Annotated in this window: 16 protein-coding genes; 9 read left to right on the top strand and 7 right to left on the bottom strand. The window is 68.4% G+C overall.

Translation table 11 applies throughout. From position 1 onward, the window contains the following. Positions 1-153: 153 nt before the first annotated feature. Positions 154-3,846, bottom strand: coding sequence for an indolepyruvate ferredoxin oxidoreductase family protein (locus ASE35_RS20115; RefSeq protein WP_056177239.1), 3,693 nt, complete (start codon positions 3,844-3,846; stop codon positions 154-156). Positions 3,847-4,109: 263 nt separating this feature from the next. On the opposite strand from ASE35_RS20115, the gene ASE35_RS20110 reads away from it, so the two are divergent. From ASE35_RS20110 to ASE35_RS20095, 4 genes are all read left to right on the top strand, one after another. Then, entirely contained in the window at positions 4,110-4,436 is a 327-nt protein-coding gene (locus ASE35_RS20110) for a cyclic-phosphate processing receiver domain-containing protein (RefSeq protein WP_057164916.1), read from the top strand. Positions 4,437-4,499: 63 nt separating this feature from the next. Then, positions 4,500-4,814: a zinc ribbon domain-containing protein gene (locus ASE35_RS20105; RefSeq protein ID WP_057164915.1), complete on the top strand. Its 315-nt coding sequence runs from the start codon at positions 4,500-4,502 to the stop codon at positions 4,812-4,814. A gap of 39 nt (positions 4,815-4,853) precedes the next feature. Further along, positions 4,854-5,156 carry a hypothetical protein gene (locus ASE35_RS20100; RefSeq protein ID WP_157489592.1) on the top strand — a complete coding sequence of 101 codons (303 nt, stop codon included), beginning with the start codon at positions 4,854-4,856 and terminating at the stop codon, positions 5,154-5,156. A 93-nt stretch (positions 5,157-5,249) separates the two neighbouring features. Further along, positions 5,250-5,768 (top strand): hypothetical protein, encoded by a 519-nt coding sequence (locus ASE35_RS20095; RefSeq protein ID WP_157489591.1) that lies wholly within the window; start codon positions 5,250-5,252, stop codon positions 5,766-5,768. A gap of 215 nt (positions 5,769-5,983) precedes the next feature. On the opposite strand, the gene nagA is transcribed toward ASE35_RS20095, so the two are convergent. From nagA to ASE35_RS20080, 3 genes are read right to left on the bottom strand one after another with little or no spacing between them, the layout of a single operon-like run. After that, positions 5,984-7,126, bottom strand: coding sequence for an N-acetylglucosamine-6-phosphate deacetylase (gene nagA / locus ASE35_RS20090; RefSeq protein WP_057164912.1), 1,143 nt, complete (start codon positions 7,124-7,126; stop codon positions 5,984-5,986). Continuing rightward, the gene (locus tag ASE35_RS20085) at positions 7,126-8,136 is read right to left on the bottom strand and encodes an SIS domain-containing protein (RefSeq protein ID WP_057164911.1); all 1,011 of its coding nucleotides are present in this window, start codon (positions 8,134-8,136) and stop codon (positions 7,126-7,128) included. The genes nagA and ASE35_RS20085 overlap by 1 nt, the downstream gene beginning before the upstream one ends. A 35-nt stretch (positions 8,137-8,171) precedes the next feature. Continuing rightward, positions 8,172-8,924, bottom strand: a complete 753-nt coding sequence (locus tag ASE35_RS20080; RefSeq protein WP_056177222.1) for a GntR family transcriptional regulator — start codon at positions 8,922-8,924, stop codon at positions 8,172-8,174. A 148-nt stretch (positions 8,925-9,072) separates the two neighbouring features. On the opposite strand from ASE35_RS20080, the gene zwf reads away from it, so the two are divergent. The 5 genes from zwf (at position 9,073) to eda (ending at position 15,184) form a co-directional block, all read left to right on the top strand. After that, positions 9,073-10,590 (top strand): glucose-6-phosphate dehydrogenase, encoded by a 1,518-nt coding sequence (zwf, locus tag ASE35_RS20075; protein ID WP_057164910.1) that lies wholly within the window; start codon positions 9,073-9,075, stop codon positions 10,588-10,590. Beyond that, positions 10,574-11,329: a 6-phosphogluconolactonase gene (gene pgl, locus ASE35_RS20070; protein WP_057164909.1), complete on the top strand. Its 756-nt coding sequence runs from the start codon at positions 10,574-10,576 to the stop codon at positions 11,327-11,329. Before zwf ends, pgl begins: the two co-directional genes overlap by 17 nt. Positions 11,330-11,459: 130 nt before the next feature. Next, complete coding sequence (gene edd / locus ASE35_RS20065) at positions 11,460-13,292, top strand: phosphogluconate dehydratase (RefSeq protein ID WP_057164908.1); 1,833 nt, start codon at positions 11,460-11,462, stop codon at positions 13,290-13,292. A gap of 395 nt (positions 13,293-13,687) precedes the next feature. After that, positions 13,688-14,368, top strand: a complete 681-nt coding sequence (locus tag ASE35_RS20060; protein ID WP_057161542.1) for an HAD family hydrolase — start codon at positions 13,688-13,690, stop codon at positions 14,366-14,368. 168 nt (positions 14,369-14,536) lie between these two features. Beyond that, positions 14,537-15,184 carry a bifunctional 4-hydroxy-2-oxoglutarate aldolase/2-dehydro-3-deoxy-phosphogluconate aldolase gene (gene eda / locus ASE35_RS20055; RefSeq protein WP_056177212.1) on the top strand — a complete coding sequence of 216 codons (648 nt, stop codon included), beginning with the start codon at positions 14,537-14,539 and terminating at the stop codon, positions 15,182-15,184. A gap of 264 nt (positions 15,185-15,448) precedes the next feature. On the opposite strand, the gene ASE35_RS20050 is transcribed toward eda, so the two are convergent. From ASE35_RS20050 to ASE35_RS20040, 3 genes are all read right to left on the bottom strand, one after another. Continuing rightward, complete coding sequence (locus ASE35_RS20050; RefSeq protein WP_056177210.1) at positions 15,449-16,492, bottom strand: LacI family DNA-binding transcriptional regulator; 1,044 nt, start codon at positions 16,490-16,492, stop codon at positions 15,449-15,451. A 136-nt stretch (positions 16,493-16,628) separates the two neighbouring features. Beyond that, positions 16,629-17,336, bottom strand: a complete 708-nt coding sequence (locus tag ASE35_RS20045; RefSeq protein WP_056177208.1) for a class I SAM-dependent methyltransferase — start codon at positions 17,334-17,336, stop codon at positions 16,629-16,631. A gap of 92 nt (positions 17,337-17,428) precedes the next feature. Further along, positions 17,429-18,748, bottom strand: coding sequence for a sugar MFS transporter (locus tag ASE35_RS20040; RefSeq protein ID WP_056177206.1), 1,320 nt, complete (start codon positions 18,746-18,748; stop codon positions 17,429-17,431). Between the last annotated feature and the right edge of the window lie 120 nt (positions 18,749-18,868).

Raw genomic sequence — 18,868 nt, 5'->3', positions numbered from 1 at the left:
GGTTAGCCTCGGCGGCGCTGCGCGCCGCCGAGGCTAACCAGAGCGCCGCCCCTGGTCAAACCGGCGCAGGAGCCATGGGCGTGGCCGTCGCCCCGCGCCCAAAAGAAAACCCCGCAGCGCGGGGTTTTCTTCTGTTCCGGTGGTGACGACCGCTTATGCCGCCTGCACGATCCGCAGCGGATTGCGGTACTGCTTGATCAGCTCCGCTTCGCGCTCCTTGGCCTTGTGCAGGTGCGCTTCCTTGACGTGACCGTAGCCGCGGATGTGTTCCGGGATCGAGGCGATCTCGGCCGCCAGATCGGCGTTGCCGCTGTCCAGGGTGCCCAGCAGTTCGCCCACGGTGCGCTCGTAGTCGGCGATCAGCTGGCGCTCCATCTTGCGCTCCTCGGTGTAGCCGAAGATGTCGAGCTTGCCGCCGCGCAGCTTGCGCAGCTTGGCCATCCACTTGAACGCGGTGAACACCCAGGGGCCGAACTCCTGCTTGATCAGGCGGCCCTGCGCGTCCTTCTTGGCCAGCAGCGGCGGGGCGAGGTGGAACTTGAGCGTGTAGTCGCCGTCGAACTGCTGCTGCAGGCGGCGCTGGAACTCGCCGCTGGTGTACAGGCGCGCCACTTCGTACTCGTCCTTGTAGGCCATGAGCTTGAAGAAATAACGCGCGACCGCCTCGGTCAGGTCGGTCGAACCCGGCGCCTTGCGCTGCTCGGCCTCGCGCACCTTGGCGACGAAGTCGGTGTAGCGCTTGGCGTAGTTGGCGTCCTGATAATCGGTGAGGAAGGCGACGCGGCGCGAGATCAGCTCGTCCAGCGAACGCGACAGGCGCAGGTCGTCCAGCGGCAGGAAGGCGACGTTGTCGCTGTCGGCCTGAGCCGGCACGTGGCGCAGTTCGTCTTCGTTGCGGGTCGCGCGCGGGGCCGAGGTGGCGCCCCATTCGTTGCCTTCCCACTCGCCCGGCGCCAGGTGCGGCAGGTCGTGCGGGGTGGCTTCGGCGCGGGTCTGGGCGTTGCGCACCAGGCCGGCGGCCTCGGCCACGGCGGCCGGATCGACCACCGCCAGGCGACCCCAGGCGAAGGCGGTCTTGTTCATCTCGATCGCCGCGCCGTTGAGCTCGACCGCGCGCATCAGCGCATCGAACGCGATCGGCACCAGGCCGCGCTGCCAGGCGTAGCCGAGGATGAACAGATTGGTCGCGATCGCATCGCCCATCAGCGCGGTGGCCAGCTGGGTCGCGTCGACCACGTACGGGTCCTGGCCGCCCAGCGCCAGCTTGATCGCGGCGACGATGTCGGTGGCCGGGAACTGCATGTCCGGACGCGTGGTGAAGGTGCCCGGCATCGCTTCATAGCTGTTGAGCACGACCGCGCTGCGGCCGGCGCGCACCTTGGACAGCGCCCAGTAGTCGTTGACCACGACCATGTCGCAGCCCAGCACCAGGTCGGCCTCGCCGGCGGCGATGCGCACGGCGTGGATGTCCTGCGGGGTCTTGGCGATGCGGATGTGGGTGGTGACCGCGCCGCCCTTCTGGGCCAGACCGGTCTGGTCGAGCACGGACGCGCCCTTGCCTTCCAGGTGACCGGCCATGCCCAGCAACGCGCCGATGGTGACCACGCCGGTGCCGCCGACGCCGGTGATCAGGATGTTCCAGGGCTGATCCAGCGCGGGCAGCTGCGGCAGCGGCAGATCGCTGAGGCGGTCCTTGGCGTTGCTGCCCTTCTTCTTCTTCAGGCCGCCGCCGTGCACGGTGACGAAGCTGGGGCAGAAGCCGTTGACGCAGGAATAGTCCTTGTTGCAGTTGGACTGGTCGATCTCGCGCTTGCGGCCGAACTCGGTTTCCTTGGGCAGCACCGACACGCAGAACGACTTCTTGCCGCAGTCGCCGCAGCCTTCGCAGACCAGGCTGTTGACCATCACGCGCTTCTGCGGATCGACCATCTTGCCGCGCTTGCGGCGACGGCGCTTCTCGGTGGCGCAGGTCTGGTCGTAGATCAGCACGCTGACGCCCTTGACCTCGCGCAGGCGCTTTTGCACCTCGTCGAGTTCCTTGCGGTCGTAGAACTCCATCTCGCCCGGGAAGATCTCGCGCTTATGCCACTTGGCGATGTCGTCGGACACCAGCACGATGGTCTGCACGCCTTCGCTGCGCACCTGGTGCGCGATCTGCGGAACCGACAGGGTGCCGTCGACGGGCTGGCCGCCGGTCATCGCGACCGCGTCGTTGTAGAGGATCTTGTAGGTGATGTTGACGCCGGTGGCGACCGACTGCCGGATCGCGAGCGAGCCGGAGTGGAAGTAGGTGCCGTCGCCGAGGTTCTGGAACACGTGCGGCGTTTCAGTGAACGCCGCCTGGCCCGACCAGGTCACGCCTTCGCCGCCCATGTGGGTGAAGGTGTCGGTGCTGCGGTCCATCCAGGTCACCATGTAGTGGCAACCGATGCCGCCCAGCGCGCGCGAGCCTTCCGGCACCACGGTGGAGGTGTTGTGCGGGCAGCCCGAGCAGTAGTGCGGCACGCGCGGGAACGCGGCGCGCGGCAGGGCCAGTTCGGATTCCTTCTCCTCCATCCAGCGCAGCACGTCGCGCATGTGTTCGCTGTCGTGGAAGCGCTGGATTCGGCGCGCGATCACGCCGGCGATGCGGGCCGGGGTGAGTTCGCCGGTGGACGGCAGGATCCACTCGCCGCTCTCGTCGTACTTGCCGACGATCGACGGACGCTGGCCGCCGTCCCAGTTGTACATCGACTCCTTCATTTGGCTTTCGATGAAGGCGTGCTTCTCCTCGACCACCAGGATGTCCTGCAGGCCGCGCGCGAACGCACGCAGGCCGACCGGCTCCAGCGGCCAGGTCATGCCGACCTTGTAGACGCGGATGCCCAGCTCCGAGCAGGCGCGCGCGTCCAGACCCAGGTATTCCAGGGCCTGCAGCACGTCCAGGTAGCTCTTGCCGGTGGTGATGATGCCCAGGCGCGCGTTCGCCGAATCGATGACCAGGCGGTCGATCTTGTTGGCGCGCGCGAACGCCTGCGCGGCCTTGACCGCGTACTGGTGCAGGCGCATTTCCTGATCCATCGGCGGATCGGGCCAACGGATGTTGAGACCGCCCGGCGGCAGCTGGAAGTCGTCGGGGGTGACGATCTGCAGCGCCAGCGGATTGACGTCGACCGAGGCCGAGGACTCGACGGTCTCGGCGATCGTCTTGAAGCCGACCCAACGGCCGGTGTAGCGCGACATCGCCCAGCCGACCAGGCCCATGTCCAGGATGTCCTGCACGCCGGCCGGGTTCAGGATCGGCATCATCGCGCTGACGAATTCGCCTTCCGAGCCGTGCGGCAGGGTCGAGGAGCGGCAGGCATGATCGTCGGCCGCCAGCGCCAGCACGCCGCCGTACTTGCCGGTGCCGGCCGCGTTGGCGTGCTTGAACACGTCGCCGGTGCGGTCCACGCCCGGGCCCTTGCCGTACCACATGCCGTACACGCCTTCGACCTTGGCGCCCGGGAACAGATTGGTCTGCTGGGTGCCCCAGACCATGGTCGCGCCCAGGTCCTCGTTGAGGCCCGGGGTGAACTTCACGCCCGCCGCCTCCAGATGCTTGCGCGCGCGCCACAGCTCCAGGTCGAAGCCGCCCAGCGGCGAGCCGCGGTAGCCGGAGATGAAGCCGCCCGTGTTCAGGCCGGCGGCCTGATCGCGCAGTCGCTGCATCAGCGGCAGGCGCACCAGCGCTTGCACACCGGACAGGTAGATGCGGCCTTCCTGACGGGTGTACTTATGGTCCAGCCCGTAGTCCGGGTCGAGGACGCTGTTGGTCAGGGCGGTGTTCGCCGACGAGGGCGAGCTGAGTTCTGCGGTGCTGGTCATGGCGGGCTCTCGCGGCGGTGCCGCGGGTGGGCTGGCGGGGGAGGGACGACGGCGTCCGGCCGGGAGCCGGCGACCGCCGGGTCCGAGCAAAGACTCGGAATTATAGCCTTTGTGCGTATGGCGGCCGCGAGGCGGCCCGCCGCGGCCGCAATGGCCTGGACGGGGCGGGCCTGCGGGCACGCGTAATGTGGCGGTGGTTTCAATTGAAACCGATTGCCCCCGGTCGCTCGCGTTCGCCGCGCCCTGTCGCTAAGGTCGCGGCCATGCGCGTGTACCTCGACGACGAACGAACGACGCCTGACGGCTGGGTACGGGTCTATTGGCCCGACGAGGCGATCGCCTTGCTGCGCCAGGGCACGGTGACGCAGATCAGCCTGGACCACGACCTCGGCGACGACGCCCGCGGCACCGGCTACGACGTGATCGCCTGGATCGAAGAAGCGGTGGCGCTGGACGGTTTCCGCCCGCCGTCGATCGCGGTGCACTCGGCCAATCCGGCGGCGCGCTTGCGGATGGAGGCGGGGATCGCGGCGATCGTCAGGTTGGCGGCGCAGGCTACGCCCTCATCGAACGACGTGGCGAACCATTGATCGAACCGGACTCGCGCCATGCCCCAAGACCTCTATTGCTGGCGTTGCGACAGGGTCCTGCCGATGCTGACCGACGAAGAGTGGCAGTCGATGGAGCCGTTGCTGATGCGGGTCATCGAGGATGTCCAGCGCCACCGTGTCATTACCGACGGCGGCCTCGCGGCGGCGATGCAATCCGTCGACAGCCTCCGCGCGTTGAGTTTCTACGAGCGTTTGACCGGCTTCCGCGAGACCAACCCGAATGCGCTGTGGCATCACCGCGCGTCGCTGTACGGCCCGCCCTGTACGAACTGCGGAAAACCCTTGCGTACGCCGCAAGCGAGTTACTGCCCCGCCTGCGGCGCGAAGCCGTCCGAGCATGTATTCGAGAAGGGCTAAGCCATGAGTCGTCCGCCCATGCCCGCTCACGCAACCGTGTTGTTCGAACTGACCGCGCGCACGCACGCCGGTAACGTCAAGCGCGTGTTGTCCGGTTACCGGCCGCTGTACGCGATCGGGGCCGACGAGTGGACCTCCAGCTATCACGAATTTATCGGGGTGCCGCACGTGGAAACCGGCGGCCGTGCGCGTGCGGACGTGTGGTTTCTGGCGCCGGAGCAATATCCCGGCACGCTATGGGTGGGTCGCGTGCTGAAAGTGGCGGAAGGCTCGCGCGATGTGGGCGTGGCGACGGTGCTGGCGGTGCATCATTCGGTGCTCGTGCGCGATCGCCCGCTGTAAAGAGTAGGCGCTCGGTTCGGCCGCGACGTGGCGCGCGATGGACGGCCGACGTAAGATTCGAGTCGCACGCCGTCTTCGGGGAACGTCTGCGTTATGTCGATACTTGCGACTGTCCTGTTGGCCGCGGGTGCGCTGCCGGTACATGGTGAACTGCCTTCGGGTTGGCGCCCGCCGAACGCCCGCGAGCTTGCCGATCCGATGCTCCAGCAGTCGCCGAACAAATTCACCCGTGCGATCGCCGACTTCAACGCGGATGGCCGGCAAGATACGGCCTTGCTGCTCATCCACCGCAAGTCCAGCGACGAAGCGCTCTGGGTTCATTTGTCGGATCGGGATGGCGGTTACCACTGGATCAAGCTTGATCACATCAAAGGCAGCGCAAGCCATCCGGATGCCTCCCTGGCGATGGCGATAGACGTGGAGCCGCCGGGCGTCGTCGCGTACGCTTGTTTCGATTACGCGGAAGATTGCAACTTCGGTCCTGATTCGGGCCGACCAAAACTGAAGTTGTCCTCCCCAAGTCTCATGTACTTCAGGCCAGAAAGTGCCGCCTCGCTCTACTTCTGGAGCAACTCGAAACAAAAATTTCTGCGGGTCTGGCTCAGCGACTAATACGCAGCGGTTGGCTTATGAGCATTCCGTCCTGCCGTGACCTTGCGTCGGGTACAAACGGTCTCGTCGTGGGTCGATAGACATCGAGGAACCGCATCCCGCGGGTGCTTGAGGTGCGGGGCCTCTAGCCAATCGAGGCGAGGCGCCGGGTAGGGCGATAGTGCGTTTCGCTGCGCTCAACGCACCCTGCGTTCGTCGATCTTGCGCGCGGACGCTTAGGCGCGGCCGCCGATCCAGGTGCCGGTAACCCGCAAGGCTTCGTCCAGCACCACCAGATCCGCGCGATACCCCGGCGCGATTCGGCCCAGCTCACGCCCCAGTCCCAGGAACTCGGCCGGATAGGTCGAGGCCATGCGGCAGGCCTCGTCCAGCGGCAAGCCCAGGCGCTGCACGGTGTTGCGCACCGCGCTGGCCATGTCCAGGGCGGAACCGGCCAGCGTGCCTTCGGCGGTGCTGCACTTGCCGTCGCGGCAGGTCATGGTCTGGCCGTAGAGCACGAAGTCCTCGCGCTCGCCGCCGACCGGCGGCATCGCGTCGGTGACCAGCATGATCTTGCCGCGCGGCTTGGCGGCGATGGCGATGCGCAAGGACGCATCGTGCACGTGTTCGCCGTCGACGATCACGCCGCACCAGCTGTTCGGGTCCTCGATCGCCGCGCCGACGCCGCCGGGTTCGCGGCTGCCCATCGGCGTCATCGCGTTGAACAAATGCGTCACGCCGCGCACGCCGTGGGCGAAAGCCGCGCGCAGGCGTTCGTAGTCGGCCGCGGTGTGGCCGGCGCAGACCAGCACGCCGCGTGCGGCCAGGGCCTGCAAGGTGGCATCGTCGAAACGTTCCGGCGCCAGCGTGAGCATGGTCTTGCCGACGCCCAGCGAGGCGATGCGGTCGAGTTCGTCCTCGTCCGGGGTGTGGAACTTGTCGGGGTTGTGCACGCCCTTGCGCGCGCTGGCCAGATAGGGGCCTTCGAGGTGGATGCCGAGAATGCCCGGCACGCCTTGCGCGATCGCCTCTCGCACCGCCGCGATCGCGCGCAGCATCACCGCGACATCGTCGCTGATCAGGGTCGGCATCAGGCCGGTGGTGCCGTAGCGGCGGTGCGCCTCGGCGATCCGGTGCAATCCTTCGACCGTGGGCGCATCGTTGAACAACACGTCGCCGCCGCCGTTGACCTGGGTGTCGATGAAGCCAGGCACCAGATAGCGGCCCTGCAGATCGACCACCTGCGCGCCGGCAGGCGCGGCGCCCGGGACCATGGCGACGATGTGGCCGTCCTCGACGATCACGCACAGATCGGATTCGAAACCGCGTTCGCTGAGCACGCGGCCGTTGACGAAGGCGGTGGCGACGGAAGCGGACATCAGACGGTCTCGGTGACCTTGTTCAGATGCGGCGGCAGATCCGGATTGTGCCCGCGCGCCACCGACAGCGCATTGGCCGCCTTGTAGAAGCTGGCCACGGTCAGCAGCGGCGTCATCGCCGGGTGCTGCGAGCGCGCCAGGGGCAGGCTGCCCGCGCCAGAGCGCCCGGGCGCGGCCAGCCACACCGGCGCGCCGCGCGCGCGGAATTCCTCGGCCACCGCGACCGTGCCGTCGCCGGTGCCGTCGTCCTGGGCGAAGGCCAGCACCGGAAAGCCGGGGCCGACGATCGCCATCGGGCCGTGCTTGACCTCGGCGCTGCTGAAGGCCTCGGCGTGCAGGCCGCAGGTTTCCTTGAACTTGAGCGCGGCTTCCTGCGCCGCGCCCAGACCCAGGCCGCGACCGACCACGAACAGATTGCGCGCGTCGACCAGGCCTTCGACCAACGGTGACCAGTCCTGTTCGAACGAGGCGCGCAACGCCTCGGGCAGGGCATGCACGGCGTTGAACAGGGTGGCGTCGTTGCTCCAGCGCGCGGTCAGCTGCAGCAGCGCCGACAGCGAGCACAGATAGCTCTTGGTCGCTGCCACGCTGGTTTCCGGGCCCGCGTGCAGGCCCAGCACCGTGTCGGCGATAGCGGCCAGCGGCGAATCGAGCACGTTGACCAAGGCCACCACATGCGCGCCGGCGGACTTGGCGATCTCGGCGTTGCGCAACAGATCCGGGCTCTTGCCCGATTGCGAGATCGCCACGAACAGGGCGTCGTCGAGCTTGGGCCGGATCGCGTAGACCGAGCCCACCGAGGGCGAAGCCGAGGCGGTGACCAGGCCCAGCTGGGTCTCGAACAGGTACTTGCCGTAGGTCGCGGCGTGATCGGAGCTGCCGCGCGCGCAGGTGACGATGAAGCGCGGCGGGCGCTGGCGCAGGCGATCGCTGAGGTCGTCGATCGCGTCGGCGTTGGCCGCGAACTGGCGCGCAACCGCGTCGCCGGCTTCCTGCGCCTCGGCGTACATGCGCGTGCTCGTCGGGTCCAGCAGGGTTTGTGTGCTCACGGCGTGGTTTCGCTCTGCAGTTCGGCGACGAAGTCGTAGGCGTCGCCGCGGTAGAAGGATCGGGTGAATTCGACGACGCGGCCGTCGTCGAGGAAGGTGCGGCGTTCGATGAACAGGCCGGGCGCGCCCTCGGGCAGGCCCATCAGCCGCGCTTGTTCGGCGTCGAAGGCGATCGCGCGCAGGCGTTGCAGCGCGCGCGCCGGGCGGATGCCGAGCTTGGAGAAGGCTTCGTACAGCGAGTTCTCGACCAGGCCGGGATCGGGCAGCACCGCCAGCGGCACCACCGTGCGCTCCAGCGCCAGGGCCACGCCGTCGGCGGTGCGCAGGCGGTAGTAGCGGATCACCGAGGCGCCCGGCGACAGGTTCAGCGCCATCGCCTCCTCGGGCGTGACCTCGCCGACGCCGCGCTCCAGGAAGGTCGAGCGCGGGTCCAGCCCGCGCGCGCGCAGGTCGTCGGTGAAGCTGGTCAGGCGCGAGAAGGATTTGACGATGCGCTCGGCCACGAAGGTGCCCGCGCCCTGGCGCTGCACCAGCAGGCCGTCGGCGACCAGGCCGGCGATGGCCTTGCGCACGGTCACCCGCGACAGGTCCAGCAGCTTGCCCAGTTCGCGTTCGCCGGGCAGGGCCTGGCCGGCGGTGATCTCGCCGTTCTCGATCGCGTGCTGCAGGGTCCGGCGCAGGTGCTGGTAGGCCGGCGCGCGACGCGTCTGGGCCTGGCGGCGGAACTCGCTGACGAGGTAGGGCTCCATGGGGAAAAGATACCAGTCACAGACCACTGGCGGCAACCTGGGGCCTCTATCTCATTATAAGCGATTGATTTAGCGTGAATTTGCGTAACTGGTATCTCACTGGTATCTTTACCGGTATGGTTTTGCCCATACCAGTCCGAGCCCGTCCATGAGCGTGTACTCCGTGCCGTCCCCGTCCCAGGCGCCGCATTCGGCGCCGTTGTCTCCCTTCGACCTGGTGATCTTCGGCGGCACCGGCGACCTGGCCATGCGCAAGCTGCTGCCGGCGCTGTTCCACCGCTATGCCGACGGCCAGATCGTCGCCGGCACCCGCATCGTCGCGATCGCGCGCGACAGCCAGAGTGACGACGACTACCGCGGCCGGGTGCGCGAGGCCTTGGCGCAGTTCGCCAATCTCGATGCGCGCGAATCCGACGCCATCGACGGCTTCCTCGCATTGCTGTTGTACCGCCGCCTGGACCTGAGTTCGGACGCGGCCTGGCCGGAGTTCGCGGCCGAGTTCGCCGGCGACGAACGCGTACGCGTGTTCTACCTCGCGGTCGGGCCGGATCTGTTCGGCGTCGTCGGCGACCGTCTGCAGTCGCACGGCCTGGTCGGGCCGAAGACGCGAGTGGTGGTGGAGAAGCCGCTGGGCAAGGACGGCGCCAGCGCCGACGCGATCAACGACGCGCTCGGGCGCGTGTTCGCCGAAACCCAGATCTTCCGCATCGACCATTACCTGGGCAAGGAGACGGTGCAGAACCTGACCGCGCTGCGCTTCGGAAACGCGTTGTTCGAGCCGCTATGGAAGGCCGAGCACATCGACCACGTCCAGATCACGGTGGCCGAAACGGTGGGCGTGGAATCGCGCGCGCCTTACTACGACAAGTCCGGCGCGCTGCGCGACATGGTCCAGAACCATCTGCTGCAGCTGCTGTGCCTGGTGGCGATGGAACCGCCGTCCTCGCTGGCCGCCGATGCGATCCGCGACGAGAAACTGAAGGTGCTGCGCGCGCTGCGCCCGATCGAGAACGGCAACGCGGCCCAGTACACCGTGCGCGGCCAGTACAAGGCCGGCGCGGTCGACGGCCGCGCGGTGCCGGGCTATGCGCAAGAGCTGGGTGCGCAATCGCACACCGAAACCTTCGTCGCGCTCAAGGCCGAAGTGAAGAATTGGCGCTGGGCCGGCGTGCCGTTCTACCTGCGCACCGGCAAGCGCCTGGCCGAGCGCGTCTCGGAGATCGTGGTGACCTTCCGTCAGGTCCCGCATTCGATCTTCGAAGAGCTCACCGAACAGGACCCGTCCAGCCGCCTGGCGCCGAACAAGTTGGTGCTGCGCCTGCAGCCCGACGAGGGCGTGAAGCTGTGGCTGATGAACAAGGTGCCGGGCCCGGGCGGCCTGCGCCTGCGCCACGTGCCGCTGGACATGAGTTTCGCCGCGGCCTTCGGCGGCCGTCAGGCCGACGCCTACGAGCGCCTGCTGATGGACGTGGTGCGCGGCAACCCGATGCTGTTCATGCGCCGCGACGAAGTCGACGCCGCCTGGAAGTGGATCGACCCGATCCGGGCCGCCTGGGCCGCGGGCGCCGAGGCGCCGCGCCCCTACACCGCCGGCAGCTGGGGCCCCAGCGCCGCGGTAGCCCTGATCGAACGCGACGGGAGGACCTGGCATGAAGATGCAGGCTGAGCGCTTGACCGTGATCGAACCGCTGCCCTTGCCGCTGCACGAGCGCCTGTTCGAGGATGCCGAACAACTGGCGCAGGCCTTGGCCAAACAGGTCGCGGCCGATCTGCGCGGCGCATTGGCGCGCCACGGCGAGGCCTGCATCGCGCTGTCCGGCGGCAACACGCCCAAGCGCTTCTTCGAGGCGCTGGCCACACAAACCCTGGACTGGGCGCGGGTGACGGTGCTGCCGGTGGACGAGCGCTGGCTGCCGCCCGAGCATCCGCGTTCCAACGAGAAGCTGCTGCGCGATCACCTGCTGCGCGACAACGCCGCCGCCGCGCGCCTGCTGCCGATGTACCGTCCCACCGAAACCCCGGAAGCGGCGCTGATGCCGGTGCTGACCAAGATCGCCAACGAAGGCCTGCCGTTGGACGTGGCGGTGCTGGGCATGGGCGAGGACGGCCATGTCGCCTCGCTGTTCCCCGACCTGGGCCGCGACAACCCGGCGCTGCGCGAGATCGGCCTGCAGCCGCGCGGACGCGCGCCGGTGATGGCGGTGCGCACCGAGGCCATGCCGGAGCCGCGCATGAGCCTGACCCTGAGCGCGATCTTCACCGCGCCGGCGCTATACCTGCATATCGAAGGCGCGAAGAAGCGTGCCTTGCTGGACGCCGTGCAGCGCGATCCGCGCAGCGTCCTGCCGATCCGCGCGGTGCTGGCGGGCGCGCCCTCGCCGCCGACCCTGTATTGGAGTCCGTGATCGCTGCGGGCTTCATAGGCAGCGCCGCCGCGGAGTTCGCCCCTCCCACCCGCGGCGCGCTGTCGCCCTATGCTGGACGACGTACCGACCCGGACCTCCATCGCCCGCGCTTCGCAGCCAACGAGTCCCCGTGAACACCTCATTGCATCCCGTAGTCGCGCAAGTCACCCAACGTATCGTCGAACGCAGCCGCGTCCGTCGCGACGCCTACCTCGCGCGCATCGACGCCGCCCAGGGTGGCGGACCGCAGCGCCGGCGCCTGTCCTGCGGCAACCTCGCCCACGGCTTCGCGGCCTGCGCGCCCGGCGACAAGCAGGCGCTGCGCTCGGGCCACGCGCCCAACCTGGGCATCGTGACCTCCTACAACGACATGCTCTCGGCGCACCAGCCGCTGGAGCGCTTCCCCGATCTGCTCAAGGCCGCCGCGCGCGAAGCCGGCGCGACCGCGCAGGTCGCCGGCGGCGTGCCGGCGATGTGCGACGGCGTGACCCAGGGCCGTGAGGGCATGGAGCTGTCGCTGTTCTCGCGCGACGTGATCGCGATGTCGACCGCGATCGCGCTGTCGCACGATATGTTCGACGCCGCGCTCTACCTGGGCGTGTGCGACAAGATCGTGCCGGGCCTGCTGATCGGCGCGCTGCACTTCGGCCACCTGCCCGGCATCTTCGTGCCGGCCGGGCCGATGACCTCGGGCCTGCCCAACGACGAGAAGTCGCGCGTGCGCCAGCGCTACGCCACCGGCGATGCCACTCGCGACGAACTGCTGGAAGCCGAGGCGCGCAGCTACCACGGCCCCGGTACCTGCACCTTCTACGGCACCGCCAACTCCAACCAGATGCTGATGGAACTGATGGGCCTGCATCTGCCCGGCTCCAGCTTCGTCCATCCCAACACGCCGCTGCGCGACGCGCTGACCGCGTCGACCGCGCAGCGAGCCGCGCAGATCACCGCCCTGGGCGAGGACTATCGCCCGATCGGCCGCATCGTCGACGAGCGCGCGATCGTCAACGGCGTGATCGGCCTGCACGCCACCGGCGGTTCCACCAATCACCTGCTGCACCTGATCGCGATCGCGGCAGCGGCCGGGATCGAGCTGAGGCTGGAGGATTTCGACGCCCTGTCCTCGGCGATCCCGCTGCTGGCGCGCGTGTACCCCAACGGCAGCGCCGACGTGAATCATTTTCACGCAGCCGGCGGTCTGGCGTTCCTGATAGGCGAGCTGCTCGACGCCGGTCTTCTGCATGGCGATGTCGAGACGGTGGCCGGCCCCGGCCTTAACCGTTACCGCGTCGAAGCGCGGCTCGAAGGCGATGGGCGCATCGCCTACGTGCCGGCGACCGGCCGCAGCGGCGACCCCTCCGTACTGCGTCCGGTCGCCGAGCCGTTTCGCGCCGACGGCGGCCTGCGCGTGCTGGTCGGCGAACTCGGCACCGCCGCGATCAAGGTCTCGGCGGTGCCCGAGGACCGCTGGGTGGTCGAAGCGCCGTGCCGGGTGTTCAGCGAGCAGTACGAGGTCAAGCAGGCCTTCGAACGCGGCGAGCTCGAGCGCGACGTGGTGGTGGTGGTGCGCTTCCAGGGCCCGCGCGCGAACGGCATGCCGGAACTGCACCAGCTCACTCCCACGCTGACTGTGCTGCAAAAGCGCGGCCATCGCGTCGCCCTGGTCACCGACGGCCGCATGTCCGGCGCCTCCGGCCAAGTGCCGGCGGCCATCCACGTCACCCCGGAAGCCGCCTGCGGCGGCCCGCTGGCGCAGCTGCGCGACGGCGACGTCGTGCGCGTGGACGCTATCGCGGGCACGCTCAGCCTGCGCACCGAGGACGATTGGACCCAGCGCGAACATGCGCGCGCGGATCTGTCCTCGCATCACGTCGGCATGGGCCGTGAATTGTTCGCCGCGTTCCGCGATTACGCCGTACCGGCGGATCGGGGGGCGGGGGTGTTTGCGCGGGAGGAGGGATAGGACCGCGTTGATGCATTAACCCTTGTCGCTATCGCACCGTTATCGCGACGTCACTACGGCCGTCATTCCCGCGAAGGCGGGAATCCAGTGACTTGGCTGTTGCGGCAATCGTGATGAGGTCGAACGCAGCCATGATGGATCTGCCGCGCTCCTTCCGCCGTCATTCCCGCGAAAGCGGGAATCCAGTGACTTAAGCGCCATGTAGCGTCAACGGCGAGTGCTATGAAGAACGGCAATGCGAGCCACCTCCGTTCGAATCCATCGCAATCGCTACGACAACCAAGTCACTGGATTCCCGCCTTCGCGGGAATGACGCAAAAAAAGCAAGAAAGATTTCGCAGCAGTCGCAGCCCCGCAAAACTGAAGCCCCCTTAGCCCCCACCTCTGGAGCCCCCATGCCCGCCCCCGTCCGCACCGCCTTCCTGTTCGACCTGGACGGCACCCTGGTCGACAGCGTCTATCAGCACGTGCTGGCGTGGAAGCAGGCCCTGGATGCCGACGGCATTCCGCTATCGGTGTGGCGCATCCACCGCAAGATCGGCATGAGCGGCGGGCTGTTCACCAACATCCTGCTGCGCGAGACCGGTATCGACATCACTGCGGAGCGGGTCGAGCGTCTGCATAAGCTGCATGCCCAGGCCTACGGCGCGCAGGCCGCGCAGATCCGGCCGCTGCCTGGCGCGGTCGAGCTGCTGGCCTACCTCAGCGAGAACGAGATTCCGTGGTCGATCGCGACCAGCGGACGCATGGAAACCGCGCGCCACAACCTGGTCGCGCTGGGCGTGGATCCGGAGAAAGTGCCGGTGATCACCCGCGACATGGTCCGCCACGCCAAGCCCGATCCCGATCTGTTCCTGGCCGCGGCCGACAAGCTGGGCGCCGACATCGAGCATTCCATCGTGGTCGGCGACAGCATCTGGGACCTGCTGGCCGCGCGGCGCGCACGCGCGCTGGGCGTGGGTCTGCTATCGGGGGGCTACGGCCAGGACGAGCTCGAGCGCGCCGGCGCGTTCCGGGTCTACGAGGACCCGGCCGACCTGCTCAAGCACATCGACGAAGTCGCCGCGCGCGCTTGAGCGTCGGCGGCGCTCGCGCGGCGACCAGCGCAACGCGCAACGGGCCGGGTGACCGCCGGGTGCGCAGCCTCTACGATGCGGTTCGCTGCGCTCACCGCATCCTACGCCGTCGACACCGCCGCACTGCGTTTGGCTATACCAGCCGTGCATCTATCCATGGAGCTTGCAATGAACTCGATCCACGATCTGCAGGAACGCATCGCCGCCGTGCTGGCGCTGGCGCCGGTGGTGCCGGTGCTGGTGATCGAGGATCTCGCGCACGCGGTTCCGCTGGCGCGCGCCTTGGTCGCCGGCGGACTGCCCGCGATCGAGGTGACCCTGCGTACCCCGGTCGCGTTGGACGCGGTGCGTGCGATCGCCAACGAAGTCGAGGGCGCCGCGGTCGGCGTCGGCAGCGTGCGCCGGCCGGCCGATTTCGCCGCCGCGCAGAAGGCCGGGGCGACCTTCGCGGTATCGCCGGGCGCCTCGGCCAGTCTGATCGCGGCCGCGCAGTGCACCGATCTGCCGTGGCTGCCGGGCGCGGCGACCGCGTCGGAGGCGATGACGCTGGCCGATCACGGCTACCGTTATCTGAAGTTCTTTCCGGCCGAGTCCATCGGCGGCACCGGCGCCCTGCGCGGCCTGGGCGGACCGCTACCGGACCTGCGCTTTTGCGCCACCGGCGGCATCGGCCCGGACAACGCGCCGCAGTACCTGGCCCTGGCCAACGTGCCCTGCGTCGGCGGCTCCTGGGTGTGTCCGCCGGCCGCGGTGAACGCCGGCGACTGGGCCCGGATCGAAGCCCTGGCGCGCGTAGCCTCGCAACTGCGCGGCTGATCGCACGACCGCATTCCGCCTTGGGGTAGGAGCGGCGTGAGCCGCGATCGCGCAGGCCGCCGAAGATTCGCAATCGCGGCTTACGCCGCTCCCACACGAAGCCAGCGCATCGCGCATGGATAGCGATGAAACGTCGTGCTCTCGTGGGAGCGGCGTAAGCCGCGATTGCGCAGTAGCCGTAGTTTCGCGGTCGCGGCACGCGCCGCTCCTACCCCAAGGCTGGGGGCCTGAGGCTGTGAGGCGGGGCGTCGCTGATTGGCGCGCTCAAGCCTGCGGCGGTCGCGGCGGCGCGGTCGAACCGCGCACCACCAGGATCGGGCTGAACCCTTCGTTCGCCGGCACCTGCAAGGGCTGGTCGGTCTCGCGGCGCAGGTCGGCGATCAGGCGATAGGCGGCGTGGCGCGCGATTTCCTCGGTGGCCTGGCGCGCGGTGGTCAGGGTCGGCCAGGACTGCTTGGAGAACGGGCTGTCCTCGAAGCCGGCGATCGACAGGTCGTAGGGCACATGCATGCCGCTGGACTTGGCCGCCGCCAGCACGCCGGCGGCGATCTCGTCGTTGCTGCCGAAGATCGCCGTAGGCCGGTTGGGCAGGGCGAACAAACGGCGCGCGCCGCGGAAGCCGTCGTCGAAGGAGTAGTCGCCCGGCAGCACCAGGTCCTCGTCCTCGCCGATACCGTAGTCGGCCAAGGCTTGCGCGTAACCCTTGTAACGTTCCCAACTGGAGCGGTGCGACTTGCCGCCCCAGAGGAAACCGATGCGCTGGTGGCCGAGCTGGATCAGATGCTCGGTGATGTCGTATGCGGCGTCGCGGTCGTCGACCCAGACGCAGGGCGAGCCGTCCTTGGGATCTTCGGCGGCGGAGACGATGCGCACCAGGCGTATCCCGTGCGCGACCAGCTCGCTGACCAGTTCCATGCGTTCCGACATCGGCGGCGCCAGCACCAGTCCGGCCAGGCGCGCGCCCTGGACCAGGTCGATCAGGTCGGCGGCCAGCAACGGCGAGGACGAATCGCAGGGATGGATCTGCAGCCCGTAGCCGGTTTCGCGGCAGGCCGCGAGCACGCCGTTCTGCACGCTGATGATGTAGTAGGGGTTGGGGTTGTCGTAGACCACGCCCAGCGCATACGGCATCGCGCTGCGCAGGCTGCGCGCCGACGGGTCGGGGCGGTAGTCGAGTTCGGCGATCGCCTGGTTCACCCGCGCGCGGGTGCGGGCGCGCACGCTGGGTTCGTCGTTGATGACCCGCGATACGGTTTTCAGCGAGACCTGCGCGCGTTCGGCGACATCTTTGATCGTGGGTCGGCGCACCGCTGCCTCGGGGTAGTCGATCGGAGTCGCCGCCGCGTTCGCACGCGTGGGCGTTGCGCCTAGCCTACTCGGGCGCCGACGCGACGCAAGCGGCGCGCGCGGTCGGCCGGTTTCGGCACAGGCGCGCGCCGGCGGTTCAGGTGTCCAGTTCCAGGGTCACGTCCTCGAACGCCCGGGTCTTGCGGATCGCCAGCTGGTAGCCGCGCTCGACCAGTTCGTACTGGCCTTCCAGCGTGCGCAGCAGACCGTCGATGCCCAGCTTGGGCGTCTGCGCGGCGATGCGCGCGATCGCGCGGTCCTGCCAGCGCTTGCCCAGCGCGCGCCAGAACTCGCGCACCAGCTTGTTGGGCTTGCTGGCCTCGTAATAGGCCGGCGGCATCCACAGGTAGTCGTCGAAGATCATCAGCCCGCCGACCTTGAGCAGCGGCCAGGACATCACGCCGTCGGCGAGCGCGCCGAACGCGGTATGCCAGCCGTCGACGTAGATCATGTCGTAGGGGCCGGTCACCCGGCCCAGCTGCTCGGCGCTGGGACCGGCGTACTCGGTCACCCGCTGCTTCCACGGCGCGACGTTGGCGCGGAAGCGCTGGTGGTAGTCGCCCTGCAGCGGATCGGGGCGGAACAGGTCGATGCAGTCGATGCGGCTGTCGGGCTGGGTCAGCACGTTTTGCAGCAACCACACCGTCGAGCGGCCCTCGAAGCTGCCGATCTCGAGGAAGCGCAAACCCGGGCGATCGCGGAAGCCGTCCAGCCAGCGCTCCCAGTTGCGCACATGGGCCTGGAACCAGTCCTTGGTGTACTGGGTATCGCCGCTGGCGATCGAACGGGTATCCGCGTGCTGCATAAAGTCCTGGCTGACCCTGGCGCCGGTATCGGCCGCCTATGGTATCGGCGTTCGCGACGGACCGGAGGCATCCCCGGTCCGTCGCGTCGCGCTCAGCCGCGCTGGGCCGCCGCGGCGCCGACGTTGGCGTTGCGGCGCAGCCCGACGCGATAGCCGCGCAGGGCGAAGTACAGGATGTAGAGGTAGCAGGGGATCATCAACAGCGCGAACACGGCTTGGAAGTCGTAGTGCTGCTTGAGGTGCACGAACAACTGCGGAATCACCGCGCCGCCTGCGATACCCATGATCAACAGCGCCGATCCCTTTTCGGTGAGACGGCCCAGGCCGCGGATCGCGAGCGGGAATATCGCCGGCCACATCATCGCGTTGGCGAAGCCCAGCGCGGCGACGAAGCCGACCGAGACCATGCCGTGGGTGAGGTAGGCGCCGATGGTCAGGGCCACGCCGAGCACTGCCGACAGGCTGAGGTAGCGTTCCTGCGAGATGAAGCGCGGGATCGTGACGAGGCCCACCAGGTAGCCGACCAACATCGCGCCCAGAGTGAACGAGGTGAAGAACTTGGTCTGGTCCAGTGGCAGGCCGAAGCCGTGGCCGTAGGTGCCGATCGCATCGCCGGCCATCACCTCCGCGCCGACGTACACGAAGATGCACAGTGCGCCCAACCAGACATGAGGAAACTGCAGCAGTCCGGCCGGCCTGCCGCCGGACTGGGCGTCCGAACCGTCGGCATTGACTTCTTCGGCGCGAATTTCCGGCAACGGCGAGAACAGGATGCCCACTGCGAGCAGGGCCAGCAGTCCCGCCATCACCATGTAAGGGGTATGAATGCGAGCGGCGAACTCGTTGAGCACCGCCGCCTTCGTTGCGGCATCCGCGCCGTCGACCTGGCTGGCGACGTCGCCCATGCCATGCATGACGAGCGTGCCGATGACGAAGGGGGCCGCCCAACCGGCGAGTTTGTTGCAGATGCCCATGACCGCGATGCGCTGCGCCGCACCCTCGATCGGTCCCAGGATGCTGATGTAGGGGTTTACCGCGGTCTGCAGAATCGCCAGACCCGCGCCGATCACGAACACGCCCGTCACCGCGCCCGGATAGATGCGCTGCGTCGTGTAGTGGCCGAACACGGCCGCGCCGACGGCCATCAGGAACAGGCCCAGCGCCATGCCCTTCTTCATGCCCGTCTTCTTGAGGATCGACGACGAAGGCAGGGCGAGGCAGAAGTACGAGATGTAGAAGGCGCTCGGGATCAGGAAGGCCAGCGATTCGCTCACGTCGAACGCCAGCTGCGCGAACGAGATCAGCGGGCCGTTGAGCCAGGTGACGAAGCCGAAGATGAAGAACAGTGCGCCGACGATCGCGATCGAGCCGAGATAGCGCTGCGGCGGGCCGCCGGTATTGGGCGTGGACATGTGATCAGGACTCCCCTCCAGGAACGCGGGGAGCGCCCCGCGGCGTTACGGCACTGTCGCATTTGACTTGCACGACATCCGTTGGCTCAACGGTGTCACAACTTTGTCCGACAAGCCAGA

It is taken from the genome of Lysobacter sp. Root916, assembly GCF_001429785.1.
GTDB lineage: Bacteria > Pseudomonadota > Gammaproteobacteria > Xanthomonadales > Xanthomonadaceae > Lysobacter.
This window is presented reverse-complemented; position numbering and strand designations above follow the sequence as displayed.